22 protein-coding genes and 1 pseudogene are annotated in these 18,646 nt (G+C 48.0%); all 23 read left to right on the top strand.

Annotation, left to right across the window (positions count from 1 at the left end; translation table 11 throughout):
* Nucleotides 1-3 precede the first annotated feature (3 nt).
* Entirely contained in the window at nucleotides 4-1,362 is a 1,359-nt protein-coding gene (locus FM037_RS14625; protein WP_144046605.1) for a hypothetical protein, read from the top strand.
* A 428-nt stretch (nucleotides 1,363-1,790) separates the two neighbouring features.
* Nucleotides 1,791-2,489 (top strand): helix-turn-helix transcriptional regulator, encoded by a 699-nt coding sequence (locus FM037_RS14620; protein ID WP_144046604.1) that lies wholly within the window; start codon nucleotides 1,791-1,793, stop codon nucleotides 2,487-2,489.
* 10 nt (nucleotides 2,490-2,499) lie between these two features.
* On the top strand, nucleotides 2,500-2,715 hold the full coding sequence (gene sctF, locus FM037_RS14615; protein ID WP_144046603.1) for a type III secretion system needle filament subunit SctF: 216 nt from the start codon (nucleotides 2,500-2,502) through the stop codon (nucleotides 2,713-2,715).
* Nucleotides 2,716-2,740: 25 nt separating this feature from the next.
* A complete protein-coding gene (locus FM037_RS14610; RefSeq protein ID WP_152829817.1) occupies nucleotides 2,741-3,058 on the top strand; it encodes an EscG/YscG/SsaH family type III secretion system needle protein co-chaperone in 318 nt (105 codons plus the stop codon).
* Nucleotides 3,039-3,431, top strand: coding sequence for a type III secretion system inner rod subunit SctI (gene sctI, locus FM037_RS14605; protein WP_144046601.1), 393 nt, complete (start codon nucleotides 3,039-3,041; stop codon nucleotides 3,429-3,431). Before FM037_RS14610 ends, sctI begins: the two co-directional genes overlap by 20 nt.
* Nucleotides 3,428-4,150: a type III secretion system inner membrane ring lipoprotein SctJ gene (gene sctJ / locus FM037_RS14600; protein ID WP_144046600.1), complete on the top strand. Its 723-nt coding sequence runs from the start codon at nucleotides 3,428-3,430 to the stop codon at nucleotides 4,148-4,150. Before sctI ends, sctJ begins: the two co-directional genes overlap by 4 nt.
* Nucleotides 4,151-4,180: 30 nt before the next feature.
* Nucleotides 4,181-4,864: a type III secretion system domain-containing protein gene (locus FM037_RS14595; RefSeq protein WP_144046599.1), complete on the top strand. Its 684-nt coding sequence runs from the start codon at nucleotides 4,181-4,183 to the stop codon at nucleotides 4,862-4,864.
* Nucleotides 4,861-5,520 carry a type III secretion protein gene (locus FM037_RS14590; RefSeq protein WP_144046598.1) on the top strand — a complete coding sequence of 220 codons (660 nt, stop codon included), beginning with the start codon at nucleotides 4,861-4,863 and terminating at the stop codon, nucleotides 5,518-5,520. Before FM037_RS14595 ends, FM037_RS14590 begins: the two co-directional genes overlap by 4 nt.
* A 58-nt stretch (nucleotides 5,521-5,578) precedes the next feature.
* Nucleotides 5,579-6,607, top strand: a complete 1,029-nt coding sequence (locus FM037_RS14585) for a TyeA family type III secretion system gatekeeper subunit (RefSeq protein ID WP_144046597.1) — start codon at nucleotides 5,579-5,581, stop codon at nucleotides 6,605-6,607.
* A gap of 96 nt (nucleotides 6,608-6,703) precedes the next feature.
* A complete protein-coding gene (sicP, locus tag FM037_RS14580) occupies nucleotides 6,704-7,087 on the top strand; it encodes a chaperone SicP (RefSeq protein WP_227992822.1) in 384 nt (127 codons plus the stop codon).
* Nucleotides 7,088-7,122: 35 nt separating this feature from the next.
* A complete protein-coding gene (locus tag FM037_RS14575; RefSeq protein WP_144046596.1) occupies nucleotides 7,123-8,388 on the top strand; it encodes a type III secretion system effector BopA family protein in 1,266 nt (421 codons plus the stop codon).
* Complete coding sequence (locus FM037_RS14570) at nucleotides 8,376-11,126, top strand: hypothetical protein (RefSeq protein ID WP_144046595.1); 2,751 nt, start codon at nucleotides 8,376-8,378, stop codon at nucleotides 11,124-11,126. Before FM037_RS14575 ends, FM037_RS14570 begins: the two co-directional genes overlap by 13 nt.
* A 99-nt stretch (nucleotides 11,127-11,225) precedes the next feature.
* The gene (locus FM037_RS14565) at nucleotides 11,226-11,588 is read left to right on the top strand and encodes a type III secretion apparatus (RefSeq protein WP_144046594.1); all 363 of its coding nucleotides are present in this window, start codon (nucleotides 11,226-11,228) and stop codon (nucleotides 11,586-11,588) included.
* A pseudogene (locus FM037_RS30450) lies at nucleotides 11,585-12,651 on the top strand (FHIPEP family type III secretion protein). Before FM037_RS14565 ends, FM037_RS30450 begins: the two are co-directional and overlap by 4 nt.
* Nucleotides 12,627-13,640 carry an FHIPEP family type III secretion protein gene (locus FM037_RS30155; protein WP_324617060.1) on the top strand — a complete coding sequence of 338 codons (1,014 nt, stop codon included), beginning with the start codon at nucleotides 12,627-12,629 and terminating at the stop codon, nucleotides 13,638-13,640. The pseudogene FM037_RS30450 and the gene FM037_RS30155 overlap by 25 nt, the downstream one beginning before the upstream one ends.
* Before the next feature lie 100 nt (nucleotides 13,641-13,740).
* The gene (locus FM037_RS14555) at nucleotides 13,741-15,069 is read left to right on the top strand and encodes an EscN/YscN/HrcN family type III secretion system ATPase (RefSeq protein ID WP_144046593.1); all 1,329 of its coding nucleotides are present in this window, start codon (nucleotides 13,741-13,743) and stop codon (nucleotides 15,067-15,069) included.
* Between the two features lie 12 nt (nucleotides 15,070-15,081).
* A complete protein-coding gene (locus FM037_RS14550) occupies nucleotides 15,082-15,483 on the top strand; it encodes a hypothetical protein (protein ID WP_144046592.1) in 402 nt (133 codons plus the stop codon).
* Nucleotides 15,476-15,913, top strand: a complete 438-nt coding sequence (locus FM037_RS14545; RefSeq protein ID WP_144046591.1) for a hypothetical protein — start codon at nucleotides 15,476-15,478, stop codon at nucleotides 15,911-15,913. Before FM037_RS14550 ends, FM037_RS14545 begins: the two co-directional genes overlap by 8 nt.
* Nucleotides 15,914-15,962: 49 nt before the next feature.
* On the top strand, nucleotides 15,963-16,487 hold the full coding sequence (locus FM037_RS29510; protein ID WP_229380887.1) for a hypothetical protein: 525 nt from the start codon (nucleotides 15,963-15,965) through the stop codon (nucleotides 16,485-16,487).
* 32 nt (nucleotides 16,488-16,519) lie between these two features.
* On the top strand, nucleotides 16,520-16,840 hold the full coding sequence (locus FM037_RS29505; protein WP_229380886.1) for a hypothetical protein: 321 nt from the start codon (nucleotides 16,520-16,522) through the stop codon (nucleotides 16,838-16,840).
* Between the two features lie 86 nt (nucleotides 16,841-16,926).
* Complete coding sequence (gene sctR / locus FM037_RS14535; RefSeq protein ID WP_144046590.1) at nucleotides 16,927-17,577, top strand: type III secretion system export apparatus subunit SctR; 651 nt, start codon at nucleotides 16,927-16,929, stop codon at nucleotides 17,575-17,577.
* The gene (locus FM037_RS14530) at nucleotides 17,574-17,843 is read left to right on the top strand and encodes an EscS/YscS/HrcS family type III secretion system export apparatus protein (RefSeq protein ID WP_144046589.1); all 270 of its coding nucleotides are present in this window, start codon (nucleotides 17,574-17,576) and stop codon (nucleotides 17,841-17,843) included. Before sctR ends, FM037_RS14530 begins: the two co-directional genes overlap by 4 nt.
* Before the next feature lie 2 nt (nucleotides 17,844-17,845).
* On the top strand, nucleotides 17,846-18,646 hold the full coding sequence (gene sctT / locus FM037_RS14525; protein WP_144046588.1) for a type III secretion system export apparatus subunit SctT: 801 nt from the start codon (nucleotides 17,846-17,848) through the stop codon (nucleotides 18,644-18,646).

Below are 18,646 nucleotides of genomic sequence, written 5' to 3'. Positions count from 1 at the left end.
ATCATGTTTGGTATAGGTAATATAGGAAGTAGCAGTACAATAGGCCTAGCAGCTACACAGACAGCTGACAAGCACTCCCCAGCAATAAACACGGTGAGAAATGATCTTTTGCAATCGTCTTCATTGTTAACTGGAGTGGCAATGCTTGCTGGTGGTGTGATTGGTTTAGGTTTGTGTAGTGCCTTTAATGTCGAATCATCGAAGCTTACTGCTGTTGTGGCTGGCGGTGGGGCCATAATAGGAGCTGCATTAGGCAGTTTATACACAGGCGGTAGCGAAAATGAAAATACACATGTAGATCCGGCCACTCGTTCTAGAACTGATTCAAATACTAAAAATCTTGCACTGGAGCAAACATCGGCAGCAAGGGCGCTTTTAAGAGAGCCTGATTCAATAACTGAAAACCAGCTAAGTAAAACCGCCGAAGGTTTATACAATTTGGCAAATTCGTTGAATGTGGACGATAAGAGCGCTCTTTTCAACAGGCTTATTGGTGAAGAGGGGAGCTTGAAAGGCAAATCTTCAGATCAAGCTATGGAGGTGTTAAACAGAGTCAGGAGTAAATCACCAAATGTCACAGTAATGGATAGGACCGCAGTCATTGCACTTGCAGGTGACTTAGGCGCACTGTTTGCTGATACAGGTGCTACAACAGGGGTAGAAGGAAGAACAAGTGAACAGGAAAAAACGATACGTAATGAAACATTAAAGCAGTTTCCAAACATGAAGACTGATATAGAGACAAGCAAGGCATTTGCTGACTCTAAGAATGTGGGACCTAATAAGAAACAAGAAAGATCACGTACAGATGCAAAACATGAAAGAACTGGTATACATGGTTATGGTAAAACTTCCGATAACAAAACGAAAATAAAAAATGCAAGTGAACCAGGGGAAAAGAATTATATCGCGCCTATGTCCCCTCAGAAAGCACTGATCTCAAACTCAAGGGTTAAAAATACCACAGAGCCGTTCATGGGACATATGTCTGGATCACCTCATGAAATTGTTACAACCATGAAGGTATTGAGCAAAGACGATAGTGCAGTGACGAGTAGAGCACAGGCGTCAAGGGTTGCATTATCCAATGCATTTTTGATCGGAAATGGCCTACATTCTGCGTTAGAAACACTCGAAGCAAGTATGAAATTGACAACGCCATTTTCTTACACAAAAGAGGGGCAGGAACAATATGATAAAGATAAATCTCAAGAAGGTCTTCAGCAAGGTAGTTTTTTTACCGACACCAGGAAAGGTATTAAACCTAATGATCCTCAGTCAGGTGATATGGGGGCGATAGCCTATGAAGATGCTGCGACAAAAATAGTGGTAGACGGCATGAAAGGCTTTACTAAAATCTAGCCAGTTTATTCATAGAAAATAGACTTTGGAATCCACAAGGTTGATGGGGAGCTTATTAATTAGGTTATCTCCCTTCAACATTCCATCGAGTTTAAATTTGTCATCGATAATGATATAAGCCTGAATATAAGGTAAGTGACAACCAGTGTTTACTCTTCTTAAATAAAGCGAAAGAGCTTAGGAACTGATCGACCAAATAATATCTGAATAAGACTCAGACATTGTCCATTAAGATTTATCCTCCCCTATTATCTAGTTGGAAAATAGACCCGTCGACAGAGCTAATAATACATAGAGACCTGAGTGTTTAATCCAGCTTTCATTATTGAGTTGTTAGTCTTCTAGGCGATCTCAGGTTAACACCTGATGCCAATGGACTTAGGCATGTTTCACAATGAATCATAGTTTGCAGTAAAAGGGTTATCCACATGAGTGAGATACAGATTGTTTTGTTTAGACAAGCAGGCAACATTAATTATCAAGGCAATACCTTAGCCATCGCAAGCGACCAACTTGTGGTGACCACAGGCGAAGCCAGAGTGTCTAAGGCTGATCGTGGCACTAGGCTCAATCTGTTTTGTTATCCCGGCGAATTACATGCTTTATATCACGAGGTGGTGGACTTGATCTGTCCCTGTGATGATACCAAGCCATTTAACATCATTCCCATCAAGGTTATGCCGGTATTTGCTGAGTTAAGTAATGTGATCGAGCAGCTTAACGGTAATCGCAGTCTCTTGATGAAGTTTATTTTTATCTATTGCCTGGGCATGGAAAACCAGTATTTTTCCGGGCTATTACGTTACTTCTTGGCTCATAACAACAAGATGCTCAGTTATCTGGAGAAGAATTTTATGCAGCCCTGGTCGGTGACCCGCTTCGCCGAAGACTTAGAGATTGAGGTGCGCAAACTTAATTTCTTTTTTTACAAGAATTACGGTGTTTCAGCTAAACAGTGGTTGTTGGAGCGGCGCTTGAGTTATGCCCGTCAGCAGCTTTTAGAGACTGGGAAAAAAGTCATCGATATCGCCGTGGACAGTGGTTTCAGTAGTCATTCTCATTTTACCGAGTCATTCAAGAAGCGTTATCTGTGTAGCCCCAAGATAATGCGTTCTACATTGGCTTAAGGAGGTTGTTATGGACTTAAGCGCTATCGTCAATCAGCTATCTCAGCTATCAACACGTTCGGCTCAAGAGGTACAGGCCAAGATGTCTGCAGGAGATCTTAGCGATCCGGACAAGATGATAAAGGCACAATTTGCTATGCAGCAGTATTCCAATTTTGTGTCCTATGAGAGTGCGATGATCAAGGCTGTCAAGGACATGATCCAGGGCATAATTTCCAAAATTTAGCCCAATTTATACCCGGGAGAGCATCATGAAAAGTGAAGATAAGCAGTTACTCGTAGAGGCCGCTATTGCCGCATCTAACCATGGTCTGAATAAACAAGCCTATGCCTTGTTGGCCATCTTTCCACAATTAATTCAAGACGAAGAGGACAGGCGGATCTGTACCAGCGTGATCTATTTTGCCCTCAAGGAGCAAGCTAAGGCACTGCGTGAGCTTAAATCATGTCACAGCGAAGCGGCGCAAGGCTTGCGATTCTTATTCTCGGGTGCGGGACCTATCGATGGACGCAGTGAACTGATCTGCCAAATGTTAACCGGAGGCCAAGATGGACATTCAAAGTGTTAGTCAGCTCGCTAAGGCAGCTGCAGAGCAAGCCAGTAAGCCTGATGCGGTAGAAACCGATGCAGGCTTAGTCGATAAATTTTCTCAGTTGATGCAGCTTGGTACGCCGGCCATCAGCCAGGCGGCTAATCTAGTGACTCAAGTGGGCACGAGTGACCCTTTGATGAAGGCGGCGAATATGATGCACCAGACAGGGACATCTCAGCCCTTAACTGGCGCTACAGACATGGGCGCAGCTCAGGGCATTAACCCCTCACCGGAGGCCATGCTTGCCAGTCAGATGTTGATGGGCAAAGCCATTGTTGAGGTAGATCTGGCGGCGAAAACCGCTGGTGCCTTGTCCCAATCCATTAATAAATTGGTGAATATGCAATGAAATATCTTAAGTGGTCTCTGTTATTGCTAGTGCTTATGCTCAGTGGGTGTCGGGTTGATCTGTTTCGGGATATTCCCCAGGATGAGGCTAATCAGATGGTGGCGCTCTTGATGCTAAATCATATAGATGCCGGTGCAGAAGCCGATCAAAAAACCGGTAATATCACCTTGAGGATAGAGAAAGATCAGTTTATCAACGCGGTGGAGTTGCTTCGGCAGAACGGTTTTCCTAAGCCACACTATTCCAATATTGAGGATCTGTTTCCTTCGGGCCAGTTAGTAACTTCACCGGCTCAAGAGGAGGCCAAAATGGGTTACCTCAAGGAGCAGCAACTCGAGCGAACGCTGTCGAGTATGGATGGGGTGATCAGTGCCCGAGTGTCTATAGCCGAACCTACGCCGGATACTAACAGGCAAGCACCTCAGGAAAAGTCGGCGTCGGTTTACATTAAATATTCGCCTCAGGCTAACTTATCTAATTCGGAAAATCAGATTAAGAGTCTGATCCAAAATTCGGTTCCGGGTTTAAGTTTCGAGCATATTAGTGTCTATCTTCAGGCATCGAGTTATCGTTATCAGCCTATTGTTCAGCCAACGAAACACGCAGGTTTAAGCCAGTTTTCGACCCAGCTAGAGCAGTATAAGTTACCCATAGTGATCAGTTTGTCAGGGATTTTTCTTATGAGCCTGGGCGGCATGTGGTGGATGAGGCGGAAATAACAGAGGCTGGCACAATGAGGAGTAAGCACTATGAGTCATCAGGTATCGACAATGAATGTGCCGCCGGAAACATCGATCACAGATAGGGTGAACGGCGGAATGATGAGCCAAGAGCTTAAGGCATTTAATCGACTCGTTTGGCAGCCGGTATCGAGCATGCACCCGAGTTGGTGGCAGACATTGTCTTTGAAGGGCTGGCAGGAAAAATATCAAGCCACTACAGAGCTGGCTAGGCGCATAGAGACCTTAGTCGTAAGGCGTTATGGATTGGCTGATAGGGTGTTGCCCACTCATTTGGATGTTCAGCAGCAAGCTGTGCTTGGAATGAGATTTAAAATCGAGGCCATAGTGACTGTTTTAGGTCTGTTTTATCTTAATGCTCCCGAGTATTTGTCGTTACGGATTTATCGTGATGTGCTCGCTTATGTGTTAACACCCGCTCAAATTCAACAGGCTTGGACCATCTGGCCTCAAAGGCCGACTCGGGAAATGAGGCTGCAGTCGTCTGCTATCTCCCCGGATAAGTTACTGGAACGAGCTCAAGCAGTCGGGGTGACTCTTATTGCGAAGCAATGGCAAGAGGATCCCCTCTGGTTGGCTTTGGCATTGATGTTGCCTTCTGCTCGTGTAGAGCTTTCAGACTTACAGGTCTATCAGCCAACTGGAGAGGTCGACATACCCAGATGGTTATCCAGATTGGAGCGATTATTATGAATCCATTTTTAATAAAAGTACAAACCTGCGGGCTTTCGAGGAAGGGTTCCAACTGGGTCAGTGACGCTGAGCTTGTTCGTGCCGCCTCGGTCACGACTCTGGAACAAGATGCACGACGCAGAATAGCTCAAATAATAAAAAAGGCCAGAAAACAAAGAGATGATGCACAAGAACGTGCAAAAGAGATACTAGAACAAGCCAGTGAACAGGCTGAGATGTTACGAGCTCAGTGGCAAAAAGAGGCCAAAGAGCAGGCCATAGCTGAAGCCATTGATTGGCATTTTGATGAGGCACAATTGACTCAAGCCGTGATGGATAAACTAAAAGCGAGTATAGCGGGACAGATTAAATCAGTGCTTAAAGCCTGGACTTTAGAGCAAGAGCCATCTCCCTTCTTGATCAAACGACTCTCAGATCAGGTCAGTGAACGGGTGGGACTGGAAGCGGTTTCCCTGCTGGTGGCAGCTGATGACTATGAGGCCATGGCGCAGGCCTTTGAGGGACGCATGAATGTGGAGGTATCTCCTGACTTATTGTCAGGGCAAGCCGAATTAAGCTCCACTTCCCTTACTGCCAGAGTCGATCTGGCTGAACACCTTGATCTCCTACTGGAAACATTTGTAGCCGAGTCCCGAATAAAGAGTGTCGGGACGTGAGTAAATACAGAGGATTGAGTCGATAAAAACAGGTTCTGATGAATGTTAGGAGTGAGATATGGTTAGAGTCGATGGTGCCAGCTCTGTGGATTTTCATCAACCACAGGAGTCCCATGGGATCCGTGCTCAGGTGAGCCCGGCGACGAATGTTATGGCGATGGCGGCGGCAGAGTTAGCCGAAGTTCGCGCCGAAGCGCTAGAGGAGACAATGGAAGGCTTGAGTCTGGGTCTGAGCAGCCACCTGAAAAAAATTAATCAGGGAAAAGAGCCGGAAGATCTAAGATTTGCCGCATTAGCTAACTTGATGCAGCAACTCGGTGATGAGCAATCCACCACAGTGAACAAATTAGTGGAGCAATTTGCCAGTCTGGGAGATGGTGAACGGATTTTATCGCAGCTGAAGCAATCCGGAATGGATAGCGGCAGTGTGATGTTACTCATGATGGCCTTAGTCATGTCGGGGAAACTCGGCGAGGCGGCACTCAAAAAACTTAAGCAAGCCCTGAAAGAGCTGCTGGCTCAAGAGGGGGCCGAAATTGCGTTATTTGCAGCCATGGAGGGCCTACCCCTAGATCATGCTGGTCTGCATGCCCTGACACAGATGTATCAGCAAGCCGCAAGAGGCAATGCAGGCCTGGCTAAGTGGTTTGATATGTTGAGACATCTGCCCGATCGTCGTCGAAAGATCCGTGTGTTATTGCGCGCCTTGTCGGAGCCTCTCAATGACCAGACAGCGGCTAGAAACATGGTCAAACTGGTTGCTGTGGTCGATGACCTGCGCCGTTTACTCATTTTTCTTACCTTAGAGGAACATTGCAATCTGTTGGGGCGAGCGACCCAGCTCGATGGTGATGAGGTGCTGAACATCAGCTTACAGCTTATCGAGCAAGCCTGGGTTTATCCTCAATGGCTCGAAGAGCGGATCCACCACTTACCTCTATTACCCGCCAGACGATTAGGATTTTTACGTAGATGGCGCGAATTATTGACCATAGTGCCGTTGGATTGCTTTAGGGATCCGGAACAGAAAGAGCATGTCGAAGAAGCCATGATGGGCCTGTTGGATAAGTGGTGCGATCAGGAATAGAGCAAAAAAAGCTCAGTTAAGGTGTATACCTGATATTCATTGAAGCCTAGAGGGAGCAAAATTCATACAAGTTTACCATGAACAGAGTGGGAGATAATGATGAATCAAGATGAACTGTTATTGAACCAAGTCGGTCAGTCCTTAGGCCTGCCTCTAACCTTTGACACCAACGAGCAATGCTTGTTGATGTTAGATAACAAATTAATGATTTCAATTCATTACCAGGATGAACTGTGGACCTTTTACTGCATGTTAGCCCAAGTTTCCAACCACGAGACGGCGCAATATTGGCGTTTGTGTCTGCAGCTCAACTTGGTTTTAGCGGAGCAGGGAATGGGGCGCATCAGCTATGACACAGATTCAGGATCCTTGTTGTATCTCATGAGTTTGCCCATGCCAGCAACGTCAGATTCGGTGACTGAGTTTATAGAACGCCTAGTTGATAGCTATGAAAGTGTGCAGGCAAGACTCAGTGAGTGAGCTCTTCGGTTAACATTGTGTAGGGGGAATAGAGTATGGCAATTGAAATGAATGCGTTTAACGAGGCGGCCAAATTAAATGGCCGTCTGGCACTTGCCGATAACTTAGGTGGTGCGCCGACGATTATATCCGCCAGAGAGGGGCTTAAGGAGAAGCTGCTTAGCATGCTTAATCATGTTCCTTTACTAAAAGATACCCGGGCGGTGAAAGAATATGTAAGTGGGCTATCTATCGACAACCGGCAATTGTTGGGTGTTTTTCTCCATGCGTTGGCGAGCCGTTATGGCAATGAAGTGGCGATGAATGTATCGGACAACTTAGACTTATCCGGTCATAGTCCACTGAATGCCAGGACCATTGAACGGGCCACCACAGAGGCGGATGGGCTACACTCTCTGATCAATGCTCGCCAAGCTAATCTGAGTGAGGAGTCGGGTGAATTAAGGGCGCTCGATGGCACAGATGCGTTGGTTCGTCGGCAAGTTAACTCTGGCGCTCGCACACTCTCTCATCTGGGAGAAGTGAGTCGGCCTTCAGTCATTGAACTGGATACAAACTCAGACATTCCCAAGCCTAATGTTTCGGCCTATAAACATGAATTTAGTGAGCCAGTATTAGCTGTATCCAAAGTGAATCAGTCCTTTAAATTTTTACAAACCAAAGAACTTGTAGAGCCACTTAAGCTGCCCAAGGGGCAAACTTGGTTAGCTTCTTGGGTGTACTCGGAAGCTGAGCCGATAAAGACGCTACAGCAAGAGGTGAAGGATTTTAATCGCCTTGTGAGCCGGATTAACCTGTCTGCGAGAGTCGATGAACTCAGCTTAGCTAAAGATATTCTCGCTGATCCAGTAGAGCTGTCTGTGCGTCAAAAAAGACTCGAAACTGACTTGAGTACATTGAATCAAACCTTAGTAGTTTTAAAGCAGTCGGGGTTAAATATGCCCCAGGAGTATCGGGAGCTAGTGGCCCCATTATTGGACTCAATTGACAAACAGAAGCAGGTTTGTGACGGACTGTTGGCAGCGACTAAAGCATTTTCAACAGCCTTATCGGACACGGCGGCGCTGCGTCAAGATATCGCTAAGTTTAATGCTCAGTTACCCATGAAGTTACAGGCTAAATTATCCTCATCTCAACAGCTTAGTTGTTATCAGATGTTCGCTCCTTTCATGGCTGATTCAGCCAAAGTTGGGGGAGAAAGCGACTCCCAGGTACTGGAGCTCTCTGCTGCCATGGGCAATCACCTGACTCTGTTTCTGTCCCAAGGGGGGCAAAGCAAAGTGAAAGCTTGCCCGATGTAAAAACGTTAGTGCAATGCGTATTACTGATCCAGACACAATCGGCAACCTTATCCGCTTCTCTGACGACTTCTGAACAAGCTCATCAAGAGCTAAGCGATCTAGAGTCGGCGCAACAATTTGTTAGTAAGGTGTTAGTCGAAGCGAAGAGCCTAGATGACGCTAAGATGGGGAGTCTGGCACAAGAGCTTCAACTGGAACAAAAATCCCGAGATATGAATCAAAGTGCCGTTCAGTTCACCCGCTTGCTGCGTGAAGTTCAACTGATGGATCCTCAAATCGCCGAGGCCGAGGACAACACCTATGCTTCCCTGTTGTATTTGGGGGGCCTGGAGGTGTTAGCTAAAGGTAATGCTCTGGTTTTTGATGAGCCAGTGCTGATAGACGATCTGAATCTGGCCGAAGGCATAACAGCCGAAATTATCCAGAGTGCCAATCTCCCCCATGCATCTCAGCTTGCTATAGATGTGTTACAGGCCCAGCACAAGCTAGCGTGGCATAGAGGCATGAGCTCGGTGAGTCACAGCCCGAATAATCAACAAAATATCGATTTAGACCAAGATATTGCTCGTCTAAGATTGGCGTCAGAAATAACCCAAAACAAGGCTGCCTATCTGAGTTTTTTCGCTGAACGTCAACCTATGTGTGAGGCTTATCAAACAGCCTTAGTGAGTTTGATCTCATCACTACCAGAGGGTCAGGTGAGTGAGCAGTTAGTAGTGCAGTTAGCCACTGTTAAGCTGGAGCGGGATGCAAATGGCGCTCTATTCACAGCGATAGAGGCACAGCAAAAGGTGGAAGATACCTTAGTCATTGCTGGCAATCAAAACAAACGGCTATTAGCCATGAGCCAAGATCTCACGGTTTATGTTCAAGAGATGAAAGCTGAGAGGGCCAGGATAAATTTACAGGAGTATTTAGCTTTCCTACCAGATCTGCAATCGAATAATGCACAGGTTCGTGAGTTAACCGAGCAGAAACAGATACTGACTGAACGAGTTTCCACTCGTGAGAGCTATCTTAAGGATCTATACGGATCTGATTGGAAGACAGAATTAACCGATCCACAATTGAGCTCCCCTGAATTACGAGCCTATCTCAATGAGTCTGCTCAGTTAACTCAGGTGCAGAGCAAATTGTCCACATGTGATGAGAAGTATGAGGCCTGCTTACTCCAGCTTAAGCAGAGTGCTTTGCAAGCACAAAAGCAGGGCGGCTATCCGGATCAGGGGGTCTCGACCAGTGCCGAGGCTTGGCAGAGCTGGATTGTGCAAAAATTTGTAGGCTCTTGGTCGGGCCAATATCGCCCCAGCATGGAAGCGCTGATCCTTGAACGCCAATTGGCGAAGAATAACATGAGTAATATGGGGGAAGCCTATCTTGCATTAGCCAAAACGGTAAAAGGGTCTAGTCACTCGCCTAATCCTATGTCGGCCGTGGCATCTTTGGCTTCGCCTAAGGGAATGGCATCGGCCTTTGGCGATTTGCATAACTGGTCTATGTCACATCCCATTGAAGCCAGGGAATTGGCGGGAAACCTGACCCATGCTTATCACATTATCACGGCTAATCCCGGCACTTTCGGCCAGGAGCTAGTCAATACAGTGAAAACGGTATGGCAAACGGGAACAGTTAAAAGTCAGGTCCATGATATTTTAAATGGAACGCGTGAGGAGCTGCCTGATAAGGCTAATTTCTCCATGACTCCTGAGATGATAGCCCTATTACATATGGCTCAAATGGCACCTTATGTTGCTGGAGGAGCCAAAGGTGCGGCAAATGCCGGTATAGGCGGACCCGTATTAACCCGTGTATTTAGCATGATGCTCCCGGGTGCGGGCATCGCGGCGCCGGTTGTCGGCTTGGTGGGAGGCTTACTACAGACCTGGTCTGAGGGGCAATTAGCCAAGCAGATGAGTGGTTATCGCAGCACCGAAGTTATGGTTAACGCGCTGATAAAAGGGATGCAGGCCGATGGTGGGCTTGCTGCGCGGGGTAAAGCTGTGGCCGGTTATATGGTTCAGCGTCAGGCTTTGCTGGAGGTTGGCACATTAGCCCGTGATAGTTTTGAAGTGGGTAAACTGGGGGCCATGAAACGCTTCATCTCCGATGGACTCAATTGGTGGAAACATGCGACCCCGGGGGCGAAAGTCTTCGCTGTGGTCACTACCCTTGTGGCAACTGTGGGCCTATCTGCGGCGGCCGTAGCGGCGACGCTGTTGACCCTAGGTACTGGTGGGCTGGGCATAGTGGCCGCTGTGGGCCTGGGGACTTGCGGTGCTGCCCTAGGAGGGCTCTTAGCCAGAGGTTTTCGCTCAAGCCTATTGGACAGCAATTTCCTCGGGATGGGAGATACGGCGCGCCAAGTGGAGAGAGATATGACGAGTCAGAGGATAGAGCTGGCCTTGGCACGTCTGGGGAGAAATGCTCTAACGGACGATGCCGGCAGCAGCAAGACACTAGGCGACTTGCTGTCTCTAGAGTCATCAGAGCAACAAGCCCGTTTGCGTGAGCGCATAACCGACCAGCTTGTCGCGCTTGAACCTGCGGAGCAAGCCGAAATGTTCTCTCATCTGATGACAAATCATGCCCGGATAAAAGGGGCTGATTTGGACAATATACACACTCACCAGCGTGAAAATGTGATTGAAGCAGCGCAAACACACTTGCAAGGCTTGGGCGTATCTAAGGAGGAGTTGTTGTTGTGTATGGCTGAGGTCGATAATGCCTTAGGGTCTTAATATGGTGCAATTGAAGAAGGGGATTCAGGTGTTTACCTGATCCCATTTTTGGCTTTACTGGGCGATGATGATCCTGAGAGTTAATCGAGGGAGTCTGGTATGGATCTACAAGTTACGCGTAATCTTGAGCAATTTTTCAGGCTGCTGAATCGTTGGCCGGTTCATCTCGAAGATCGTATCGAATGTCATTGGACTCCCTATGGCATCTTGCTGGAATCCGTGGATGATCGCTTATTAATGACCTCTTGGCTGTTGGAAGCTAAGGTGACACAGCTGCAACCTTGGCTCTCACGTTGGCATCCTGAGGCCTTTATGGGATTACCCCAAAGGGTGTTTATGGTTAAAAGTCGTTTGATGATCAGCTGTCTGTGTCCATCGTTTAGTCAGGCACATGATTGGTATCACCTTTGTCAGATGCAGCAAAAATTCCTGAGTAAAGTCATCACAGGAGGTCAATTATGAACCTCATCGGTCGCTGGTTAAGTAAAGCCGCAGGCAGACACGATATCATTCTCAGTGCCATGTTGATGGTGGCTGTATTTATGATGATCTTGCCACTTCCCACCGCCTTAATCGATGTACTCATCGCCTTTAATTTATGCTTATCGATCGTGTTATTGATGATCGCCATCTATATCCGTGATCCCTTAGAGTTCTCTGTTTTCCCTTCATTATTGTTAATCACGACCTTGTATCGTTTGGCACTGACCATCAGCACCAGTAGGTTGATCTTATTGCAACATGACGCAGGAGATATCGTTTACACCTTCGGTAATTTTGTGGTTGGGGGGAACCTAGCGGTAGGGATAATCATATTTGCCATCATCACCATAGTGCAATTTATCGTGATCACCAAAGGCTCAGAACGGGTCGCCGAAGTGAGTGCCCGTTTCTCTCTCGATGCCATGCCGGGTAAACAGATGAGCATAGATGGCGACATGCGCGCCGGGATTATCGACGCTAAAGAAGCTAAACGTCAACGTGCACAGGTGCAAAAAGAGAGTCAGCTCTATGGTGCCATGGACGGGGCGATGAAGTTTGTTAAGGGAGATGCCATTGCCAGCATCATAGTCATCCTCACTAATATCTTAGGGGGATAGCCGTGGGGGTGATGCAGCATAATATGTCGGCCTCGGAAGCCGTGAATACCTATGCGGTGTTATCGGTAGGTGATGGCCTGATTGCGCAAATACCTTCGCTGCTTATCTCTATTACTGCAGGGCTTATTGTCACTCGAGTGCCGGGTGAACAACGTCAAAATTTGGCTAACGAATTGGTCGCGCAGGTGGGACGCCAGCCTTCATCTTTGCAGATGGCCGGGGTGGTGATGTTTATCTTTGCGTTTATTCCCGGTTTTCCAATGCTGGTGTTTGGCCTGTTAGGCGCGGTCACCTTAGCTGCCTCCTGGTGGTTAGTTCGCAAGCAAAAGCAAGAAGGTGAGCAGGCTGAACATGCGCATTTCTCTGATAGTGCCAGTGTCAATGAGGGGGGGATGACAATATGGCGCCGGGAGCCGTGCCCTTAATGCTCTATCTGGGGGCGGATGTACCCAGTCAAGGAGTGAAAGATGCATTGCAACGTCTGCGTTGGCAGCTGTTCGAACAGCTGGGGGTGCCTCTTCCTGAGATACAGCTGCAAATCGCGAAGAAGGGTCACTCAGCGCAGTGTGACGTACTCCTGTATCAGGAGCCGGTATTGCAGCTACAGCTCGACTTGGAAGAATCTCTCTTGGTCGAGCCCATAGTGACCTTGCCCAGTAGATCCGAGACTCTCCCTTTTAGTGGTGAAGAACTTCATTGGATTAAAGGCAATGTACTCGAGCAGGCCCGCGATCAAGGCTTATCTGTCTATGGCGCCGAACAGATCCCAGCTTACATAGTCGGTAAGGTGATCGGCAGATATGCAGGTGAGTTTATTGGGGTACAGGAGACCCGTTATCTGATGGATGCCATGGAAGGCAGATATGGCGAGTTGGTTAAAGAGCTACAACGCATGCTGTCGGTGGGCAAGGTGGCTGAGATCCTTCAGCGTCTGGTGGAGGAGGGGATCTCCATTCGCGATCTGCGTACCATCTTCGAAACCTTAGTGGAATGGGTGTCGAAAGAGAAAGACATCATCATGCTGACAGAATATGTGCGTATCGCATTGCGTCGCCATATTCGTCGTAAGTTTGCCACACCGCAGGGCTGGATCTCGGTGTTGATGGTGGGAGAAGGGATCGAAAATTTGATCCGTGAGTCGATACGCCAATCCACAGCGGGATCATATTCGGCATTGGATATGGAGCAAAGTAATTTGATTCTAACTACCTTAAAGGCCCAGCTGCCTCCTCAGCAAGCTTGCGTGTTACTCACTTCGCTTGATGTACGCCGCTACCTGCGAAAAATTATAGAGCGTGAATTGTTTACCACTCCCGTGTTGTCATTTCAGGAGCTGGGTGATGACGCCGAGATTAAGGTGCTAGCCCATGTCGATCTGGTGGGTGAAGCGTTAGACGAGGCTATGGCTAGTTAGCATAAAGACAAGATATGAGTTCATTTTTGGACATTAAGCACATATAGCCTCGGTGGGTGAAGTATTACACGAGGCCATGGCCAGCTAGGAGGAATACACGATGAATCTACCCGATATCCAAGCCATGAGTTCGTTTTTAGAAACCAGCTTGTTCTCGCACGTGGAGTCGAGGCCCGTTGCCCCGGTGCGTTATTTCGGCAAGGTACAGGAGGTGGGGGCCACGGTTGTACGTGCCACTCTGCCCGGTGCTCACCAGGGAGAGTTGTGTCTTATCGGCGATGAGCTCAAAGCCGAAGTGGTGGCGGTAAAAGGCGATGAGGTGGTGCTTTCACCTTTCGATGTCACTAGCTGGTTGCAAACGGGAGCGTTAGTCGAGCCACTCGGTCACGGTCATCAAGTGTTTCTGGGCCAGGGCTTGCTGGGACGAGTGGTGGATGGCTTCGGCGCTGTGATGGATGGGTATCCATTGAGTTTAACTGAGATTCGGCCTAACTATGCCAGCGCCCCGGATCCTCTGAGCCGCAATTTGATCCATGACGTCATGCCCCTGGGGATCCGGGCTATCGATAGTATTCTCACTTGTGGTGTCGGTCAGAGGATCGGCATTTTTGCCGCAGCGGGTGGTGGTAAGAGCACCTTGCTCGGCATGATAGCGTCCCACTGCCAAGCCGATGTGATTGTGTTAGCGCTTGTGGGAGAGCGAGGACGTGAAGTGCGGGAGTTTATTGAATATAACTTATCCCCGGAAGCGAGGGCGCGAACTGTGATGGTGGTTGCCACCTCCGACAGGCCACCACTGGAGCGGATGAAGGCGACATTAACGGCGACAACCATAGCCGAATACTTTCGTGATCAAGGTAAGAATGTGCTCTTAATGGTGGATTCATTGACACGTTTTGCCCGCAGTGCTCGAGAGATCAGTTTAGCGGCTGGGGAAGCCGCGGTGTCGAATGGCTTTCCACCGAGTGTTTTTGTCAATCTGTCGGCGTTAGTTGAGCGGGCAGGACCTGCGGCAAAAGGCAGCATTACCGGAATATACACCGTATTGGTGGAGGGAGACAATATGAATGAACCCATTGCCGATGAAGTGCGCTCCTTGCTCGATGGCCATATCGTGCTATCGCGTAAATTGGCAGGAGCAGGACATTATCCCGCCATAGATATCAATGCAAGCGTCAGCCGTGTCATGGATCAGATAGTGACACAAGAGCAAACAGAGCATGCCGCCAGAGTGAGGCAACTCTTGTCATTGTATGACGAAGTTCAATTATTGATCAGAGTTGGTGAGTATGTTGAGGGCCAAGATGAAGAAACCGATGAGGCGGTGAAACGCCATAGAGACATCACTCGGTTTTTACGTCAATCCGTGAACGAATTTAGCCCCTATGAGCAGACTCAAATGGGACTCTCAGCCCTGTTAGAATCTTGAGTAAGGGGAAAAATGATGGCATCGAGTCTAGTCACTAGTGACATTGAGATGCTGAAGCGCCTACTGGTGATCCGGCAGGTTAAGCAAGATAAGCTGCGGCGGCAATTGGCACAATGTCGGCAAGTCAGCAAGCAGCAGGTCCATAAATCCTTACAGATGCAAGCCGAGCGGCATGAGTTAGTGGTTAAACTAGAGCAGCAAGTCCTGCCGCTACAAGCCCTGAGCCCTGGTGAGTTAGTGCAGTTTAAACTCATGTTGGCAAAAGGCTATCAGCAAGAACGAGCACTGGCTGAGGGGCTCGTTACGCTTAAGCACGAGGCCGATGAGTTGGCCTTAACCATGGAAACCTTGATCAAAGACATTCAACAGTTAAGCAAAGATCAGGAAAAGCTAAAGGCGGTGTTCGATGAATAATCAAATAGACATCAATAGAGTGCGAAGGATGAGCGTAACCAGTGTCGAAGCGCGTCACGAGTCCGATCCGGATATTCGTCGTCGTTTCGAATCCTGCTTGACTGGGGGCAGTAAAGGCAAAGAGAAAAATGCCTCTGGGTCGATTTCAGAGCTGACTAAGTCTCTGTTGAGCCACAATGGCGGCATCTATCGTCATGGTAGCGCCGAAGTCGTGCGCCAAGGAGAGATGCTGAGTTATAGACTGCTTAACGGGCCTATGATGGGACTGGTTATTCAAGCCAGTTATCACAGCTTGGGGATCCGATTACAGATATACCCCAAGAATCAACGTCAGTCTCGGGTGTTGACCGCTGTGTTACCTAAGCTCTCTCTGGCCCTTAAGGGGAGGCGATTTGAGATCGGTTTAGAACTGATGCCAGTCAAGAAGTGAAGCTAGATGACTAGATAGATAAATTAATGAGTGAGTGGGGGTGATATTAATGAACACTTTGATTAAAGCCGGACAAATACTGGGTCGAGGGCTAGAGCAAGCGGCTTGTCGAATCGAACTCAAGCGGGTTGGAGGAGACGGGATGTTTTGGCAGCTGCAAGGCGGTCCCCTGAATACGGGGCTTTGGTGTCCTAAACAGGACTGGAAAAAGCTTGTCCTTGCCATGACGGATATTCCGGATCCTGTTAATTTGTCGAGTGAGCTCTTGCCCTGCGTGAGTGCCGCCATGTTGGAAGGGGAGGCGTCGTGGTTGCTGGATGCTGTGGAGCCGATGCCGAGTGCGTGTGGACTTTTACCTGAAATCTATCCGGTACTCACCTTGACTCATGCCGAGGTGGGAGATATCACCTGCGTACTGATCAATTGGCCTCAGGATCAGTGGCAGAGCATAGTGACCGACTGGTCTCCATTTGCTGGGTCGTCTGCGAACTTGAGCTTAAGTTTAGTCGCGGGATTTGCGTTACAAACATCGTCTAGCCCCCAACTGCCAGCGGTGGGGGAGGTGTTTGGTTAGATGGGGATATTCGTCTCGAACGTGGTGAGGCCTTGCTCTGGTGCAATGGTCCGTTAGCAAGAGTGACGTTAGCTCAGGGAGAGCAAGGAGGCAAGTTCAGCCTGATGATAGATGAAATTATGGTGGATATGGATCTCCTTCATACGCCTGTGATTGCCGAAATAGCCAGAGTGACTCTGCCTATTTCACATCTAGGTGCCATGATGATGGGGGATAAGTTACAGGCTGAGGTGAGCCTTAACGCTGAAGTGAGACTCTGCTATCAAGACGAGGAGGAGAATATCTTGTTGGGAACAGCCAGTTTACTGCGAAGCGGAGATGATCTCTTGGCTCAAGTTGAGATTCTAGCTTAGTTACTTATTAGGTTTCAGGTCTTCACCTGATATCGAAGTGTGCCGAATCGCGCCATGATGGAACTCTAGTCATAAAGGAGGTTTCCATGGCCTTACTCGATAACCCTATTCAATTGATCATCATGTTATTTTGCCTGTCACTCTTGCCTTTGTTTGCGGTGATGGGCAGCTCATTTCTTAAATTATCCATCGTATTTTCCATGTTACGAAATGCCCTGGGTATTCAGCAGATCCCACCAAATATGGCAATATACGGTCTGGCTCTCATCTTAACCCTGTTCACCATGGCGCCGGTGGGGATGCAGATCAACGATAATTTAAAGGCGACTCCCATTGTGTTTGATTCGCCCAATGTTCTCGAACAGATAAATACTCAAGCCATCGCACCCTATCGTGACTTCTTACAGAGGAACACCAGTAAAACTCAATTGGAGTTTTTCGCTAATATCGGCCATAAGACCTGGCCTGACAAATACCAGGATGAATTGTCGAAAGATTCACTTTTCGTGATGGTTCCGGCATTCACCATGAGTCAACTTATCGAGGCGTTTAAGATTGGTCTGCTGATCTACCTGCCGTTCGTGGCGATTGATCTCATTGTGTCCAATATCTTACTGGCTATGGGCATGATGATGGTATCACCCATGACCATAGCGCTACCTTTTAAATTGTTGATATTTATCTTGATGGGGGGTTGGGAAAAGCTGATTGGCCAACTTATGGTGTCCTTCTCATGAGTGAAACTATCATAATACATTTCACCTCCGAGCTATTATGGATGGTGCTCTTGTTATCACTGCCTGTGGTGATTGTCGCCTCTGTGGTCGGGGTCATCGTGAGTCTGGTTCAGGCACTGACTCAGATCCAGGATCAAACTTTACAGTTTTTGATCAAGCTGGTTGCGGTCTGCATTACCTTGGTAGTGAGTTACCACTGGATGGGCGGCTCTTTACTTAACTATGCCAACATGACCTTCGATCAAATAAGTCATATGGGGGGCTGATTATGTTGAATCCACTGCCCATTGAAATCACTGCGCAACTGCCGGTATTGGCCCTGTGTATGATGCGTCCATTAGGAATGATGTTATTGCTGCCTCTTTTTAAAGGTGGGGCAATGGGCAGTGCGCTTATCCGTAATAGTTTGATCTTGTTGTTTGCGCTGCCCACTGTGCCGGCAATGGATGATATGCAACAGGTGATCTTACAGGCTGATACCTGGAGTTTGTTTAGCTTATATGGCAAGGAGGTGGTTGTGGGCTTCTTGTTAGGTTTTTGCGCTGCGATCCCTTTTTGGGCCATAGATATGGCGGGGTTTGTGATCGATACCATGCGCGGCGCCTCAATGTCGACGGTACTCAATCCCTTGATGGGTCTGCAATCTTCAATCTATGGTATGTTGTTTACCCAAGTATTAACTGTGCTGTTTCTTGTCTCCGGTGGTTTTAATCATCTCTTGAGCGCCATGTATCAGTCCTACAATCAACTCCCACCAGGATTCGATCTGAGTTTAACTCAGCCCTTACTGGTTTTTATTGGTCATGAATGGCAACTGATGTGCCAGTTATGCCTGAGCTTTGCAATGCCCGCCATGGTGATCATGATCTTGGTCGATGTGGCTTTGGGGTTAGTGAACCGCTCGGCCCAGCAACTCAACGTCTTCTTTCTCTCTATGCCGATCAAGAGTGCCTTAGTGCTATTACTGCTCATCTATAGTTTGCAATTTGCACTGGCTCATTATCTCGAACGTATTACCGGCGTCGAGCAACAGACAGGCATACTGTTTGGCCTCTTGTCTGGTCACTAG

Source organism: Shewanella psychropiezotolerans, assembly GCF_007197555.1.
Lineage (GTDB): Bacteria > Pseudomonadota > Gammaproteobacteria > Enterobacterales > Shewanellaceae > Shewanella > Shewanella psychropiezotolerans.
The sequence above is the reverse complement of the archived record's forward strand: the minus strand, read 5'-3'. Positions and strand labels throughout refer to the sequence as shown.

Excerpts from the sequence above, each read along its gene's own strand:
- FM037_RS29510 (WP_229380887.1), top strand. The coding sequence starts at position 15,963 with ATGAACACTTTGATTAAAGCCGGACAAATACTGGGTCGAGGGCTAGAG.
- FM037_RS14590 (WP_144046598.1), top strand. The coding sequence starts at position 4,861 with ATGAATCCATTTTTAATAAAAGTACAAACCTGCGGGCTTTCGAGGAAG.
- sctJ (WP_144046600.1), top strand. The coding sequence starts at position 3,428 with ATGAAATATCTTAAGTGGTCTCTGTTATTGCTAGTGCTTATGCTCAGT.
- sctI (WP_144046601.1), top strand. The coding sequence starts at position 3,039 with ATGGACATTCAAAGTGTTAGTCAGCTCGCTAAGGCAGCTGCAGAGCAA.
- FM037_RS14585 (WP_144046597.1), top strand. The coding sequence starts at position 5,579 with ATGGTTAGAGTCGATGGTGCCAGCTCTGTGGATTTTCATCAACCACAG.
- sctF (WP_144046603.1), top strand. The coding sequence starts at position 2,500 with ATGGACTTAAGCGCTATCGTCAATCAGCTATCTCAGCTATCAACACGT.
- FM037_RS14595 (WP_144046599.1), top strand. The coding sequence starts at position 4,181 with ATGAGTCATCAGGTATCGACAATGAATGTGCCGCCGGAAACATCGATC.
- FM037_RS14565 (WP_144046594.1), top strand. The coding sequence starts at position 11,226 with ATGGATCTACAAGTTACGCGTAATCTTGAGCAATTTTTCAGGCTGCTG.
- FM037_RS14575 (WP_144046596.1), top strand. The coding sequence starts at position 7,123 with ATGGCAATTGAAATGAATGCGTTTAACGAGGCGGCCAAATTAAATGGC.
- FM037_RS14530 (WP_144046589.1), top strand. The coding sequence starts at position 17,574 with ATGAGTGAAACTATCATAATACATTTCACCTCCGAGCTATTATGGATG.
- FM037_RS14625 (WP_144046605.1), top strand. The coding sequence starts at position 4 with ATGTTTGGTATAGGTAATATAGGAAGTAGCAGTACAATAGGCCTAGCA.
- FM037_RS14620 (WP_144046604.1), top strand. The coding sequence starts at position 1,791 with ATGAGTGAGATACAGATTGTTTTGTTTAGACAAGCAGGCAACATTAAT.
- FM037_RS14610 (WP_152829817.1), top strand. The coding sequence starts at position 2,741 with ATGAAAAGTGAAGATAAGCAGTTACTCGTAGAGGCCGCTATTGCCGCA.
- sctT (WP_144046588.1), top strand. The coding sequence starts at position 17,846 with ATGTTGAATCCACTGCCCATTGAAATCACTGCGCAACTGCCGGTATTG.
- sctR (WP_144046590.1), top strand. The coding sequence starts at position 16,927 with ATGGCCTTACTCGATAACCCTATTCAATTGATCATCATGTTATTTTGC.
- FM037_RS14550 (WP_144046592.1), top strand. The coding sequence starts at position 15,082 with ATGATGGCATCGAGTCTAGTCACTAGTGACATTGAGATGCTGAAGCGC.
- sicP (WP_227992822.1), top strand. The coding sequence starts at position 6,704 with ATGATGAATCAAGATGAACTGTTATTGAACCAAGTCGGTCAGTCCTTA.
- FM037_RS14555 (WP_144046593.1), top strand. The coding sequence starts at position 13,741 with ATGAATCTACCCGATATCCAAGCCATGAGTTCGTTTTTAGAAACCAGC.
- FM037_RS14545 (WP_144046591.1), top strand. The coding sequence starts at position 15,476 with ATGAATAATCAAATAGACATCAATAGAGTGCGAAGGATGAGCGTAACC.
- FM037_RS30155 (WP_324617060.1), top strand. The coding sequence starts at position 12,627 with ATGGCGCCGGGAGCCGTGCCCTTAATGCTCTATCTGGGGGCGGATGTA.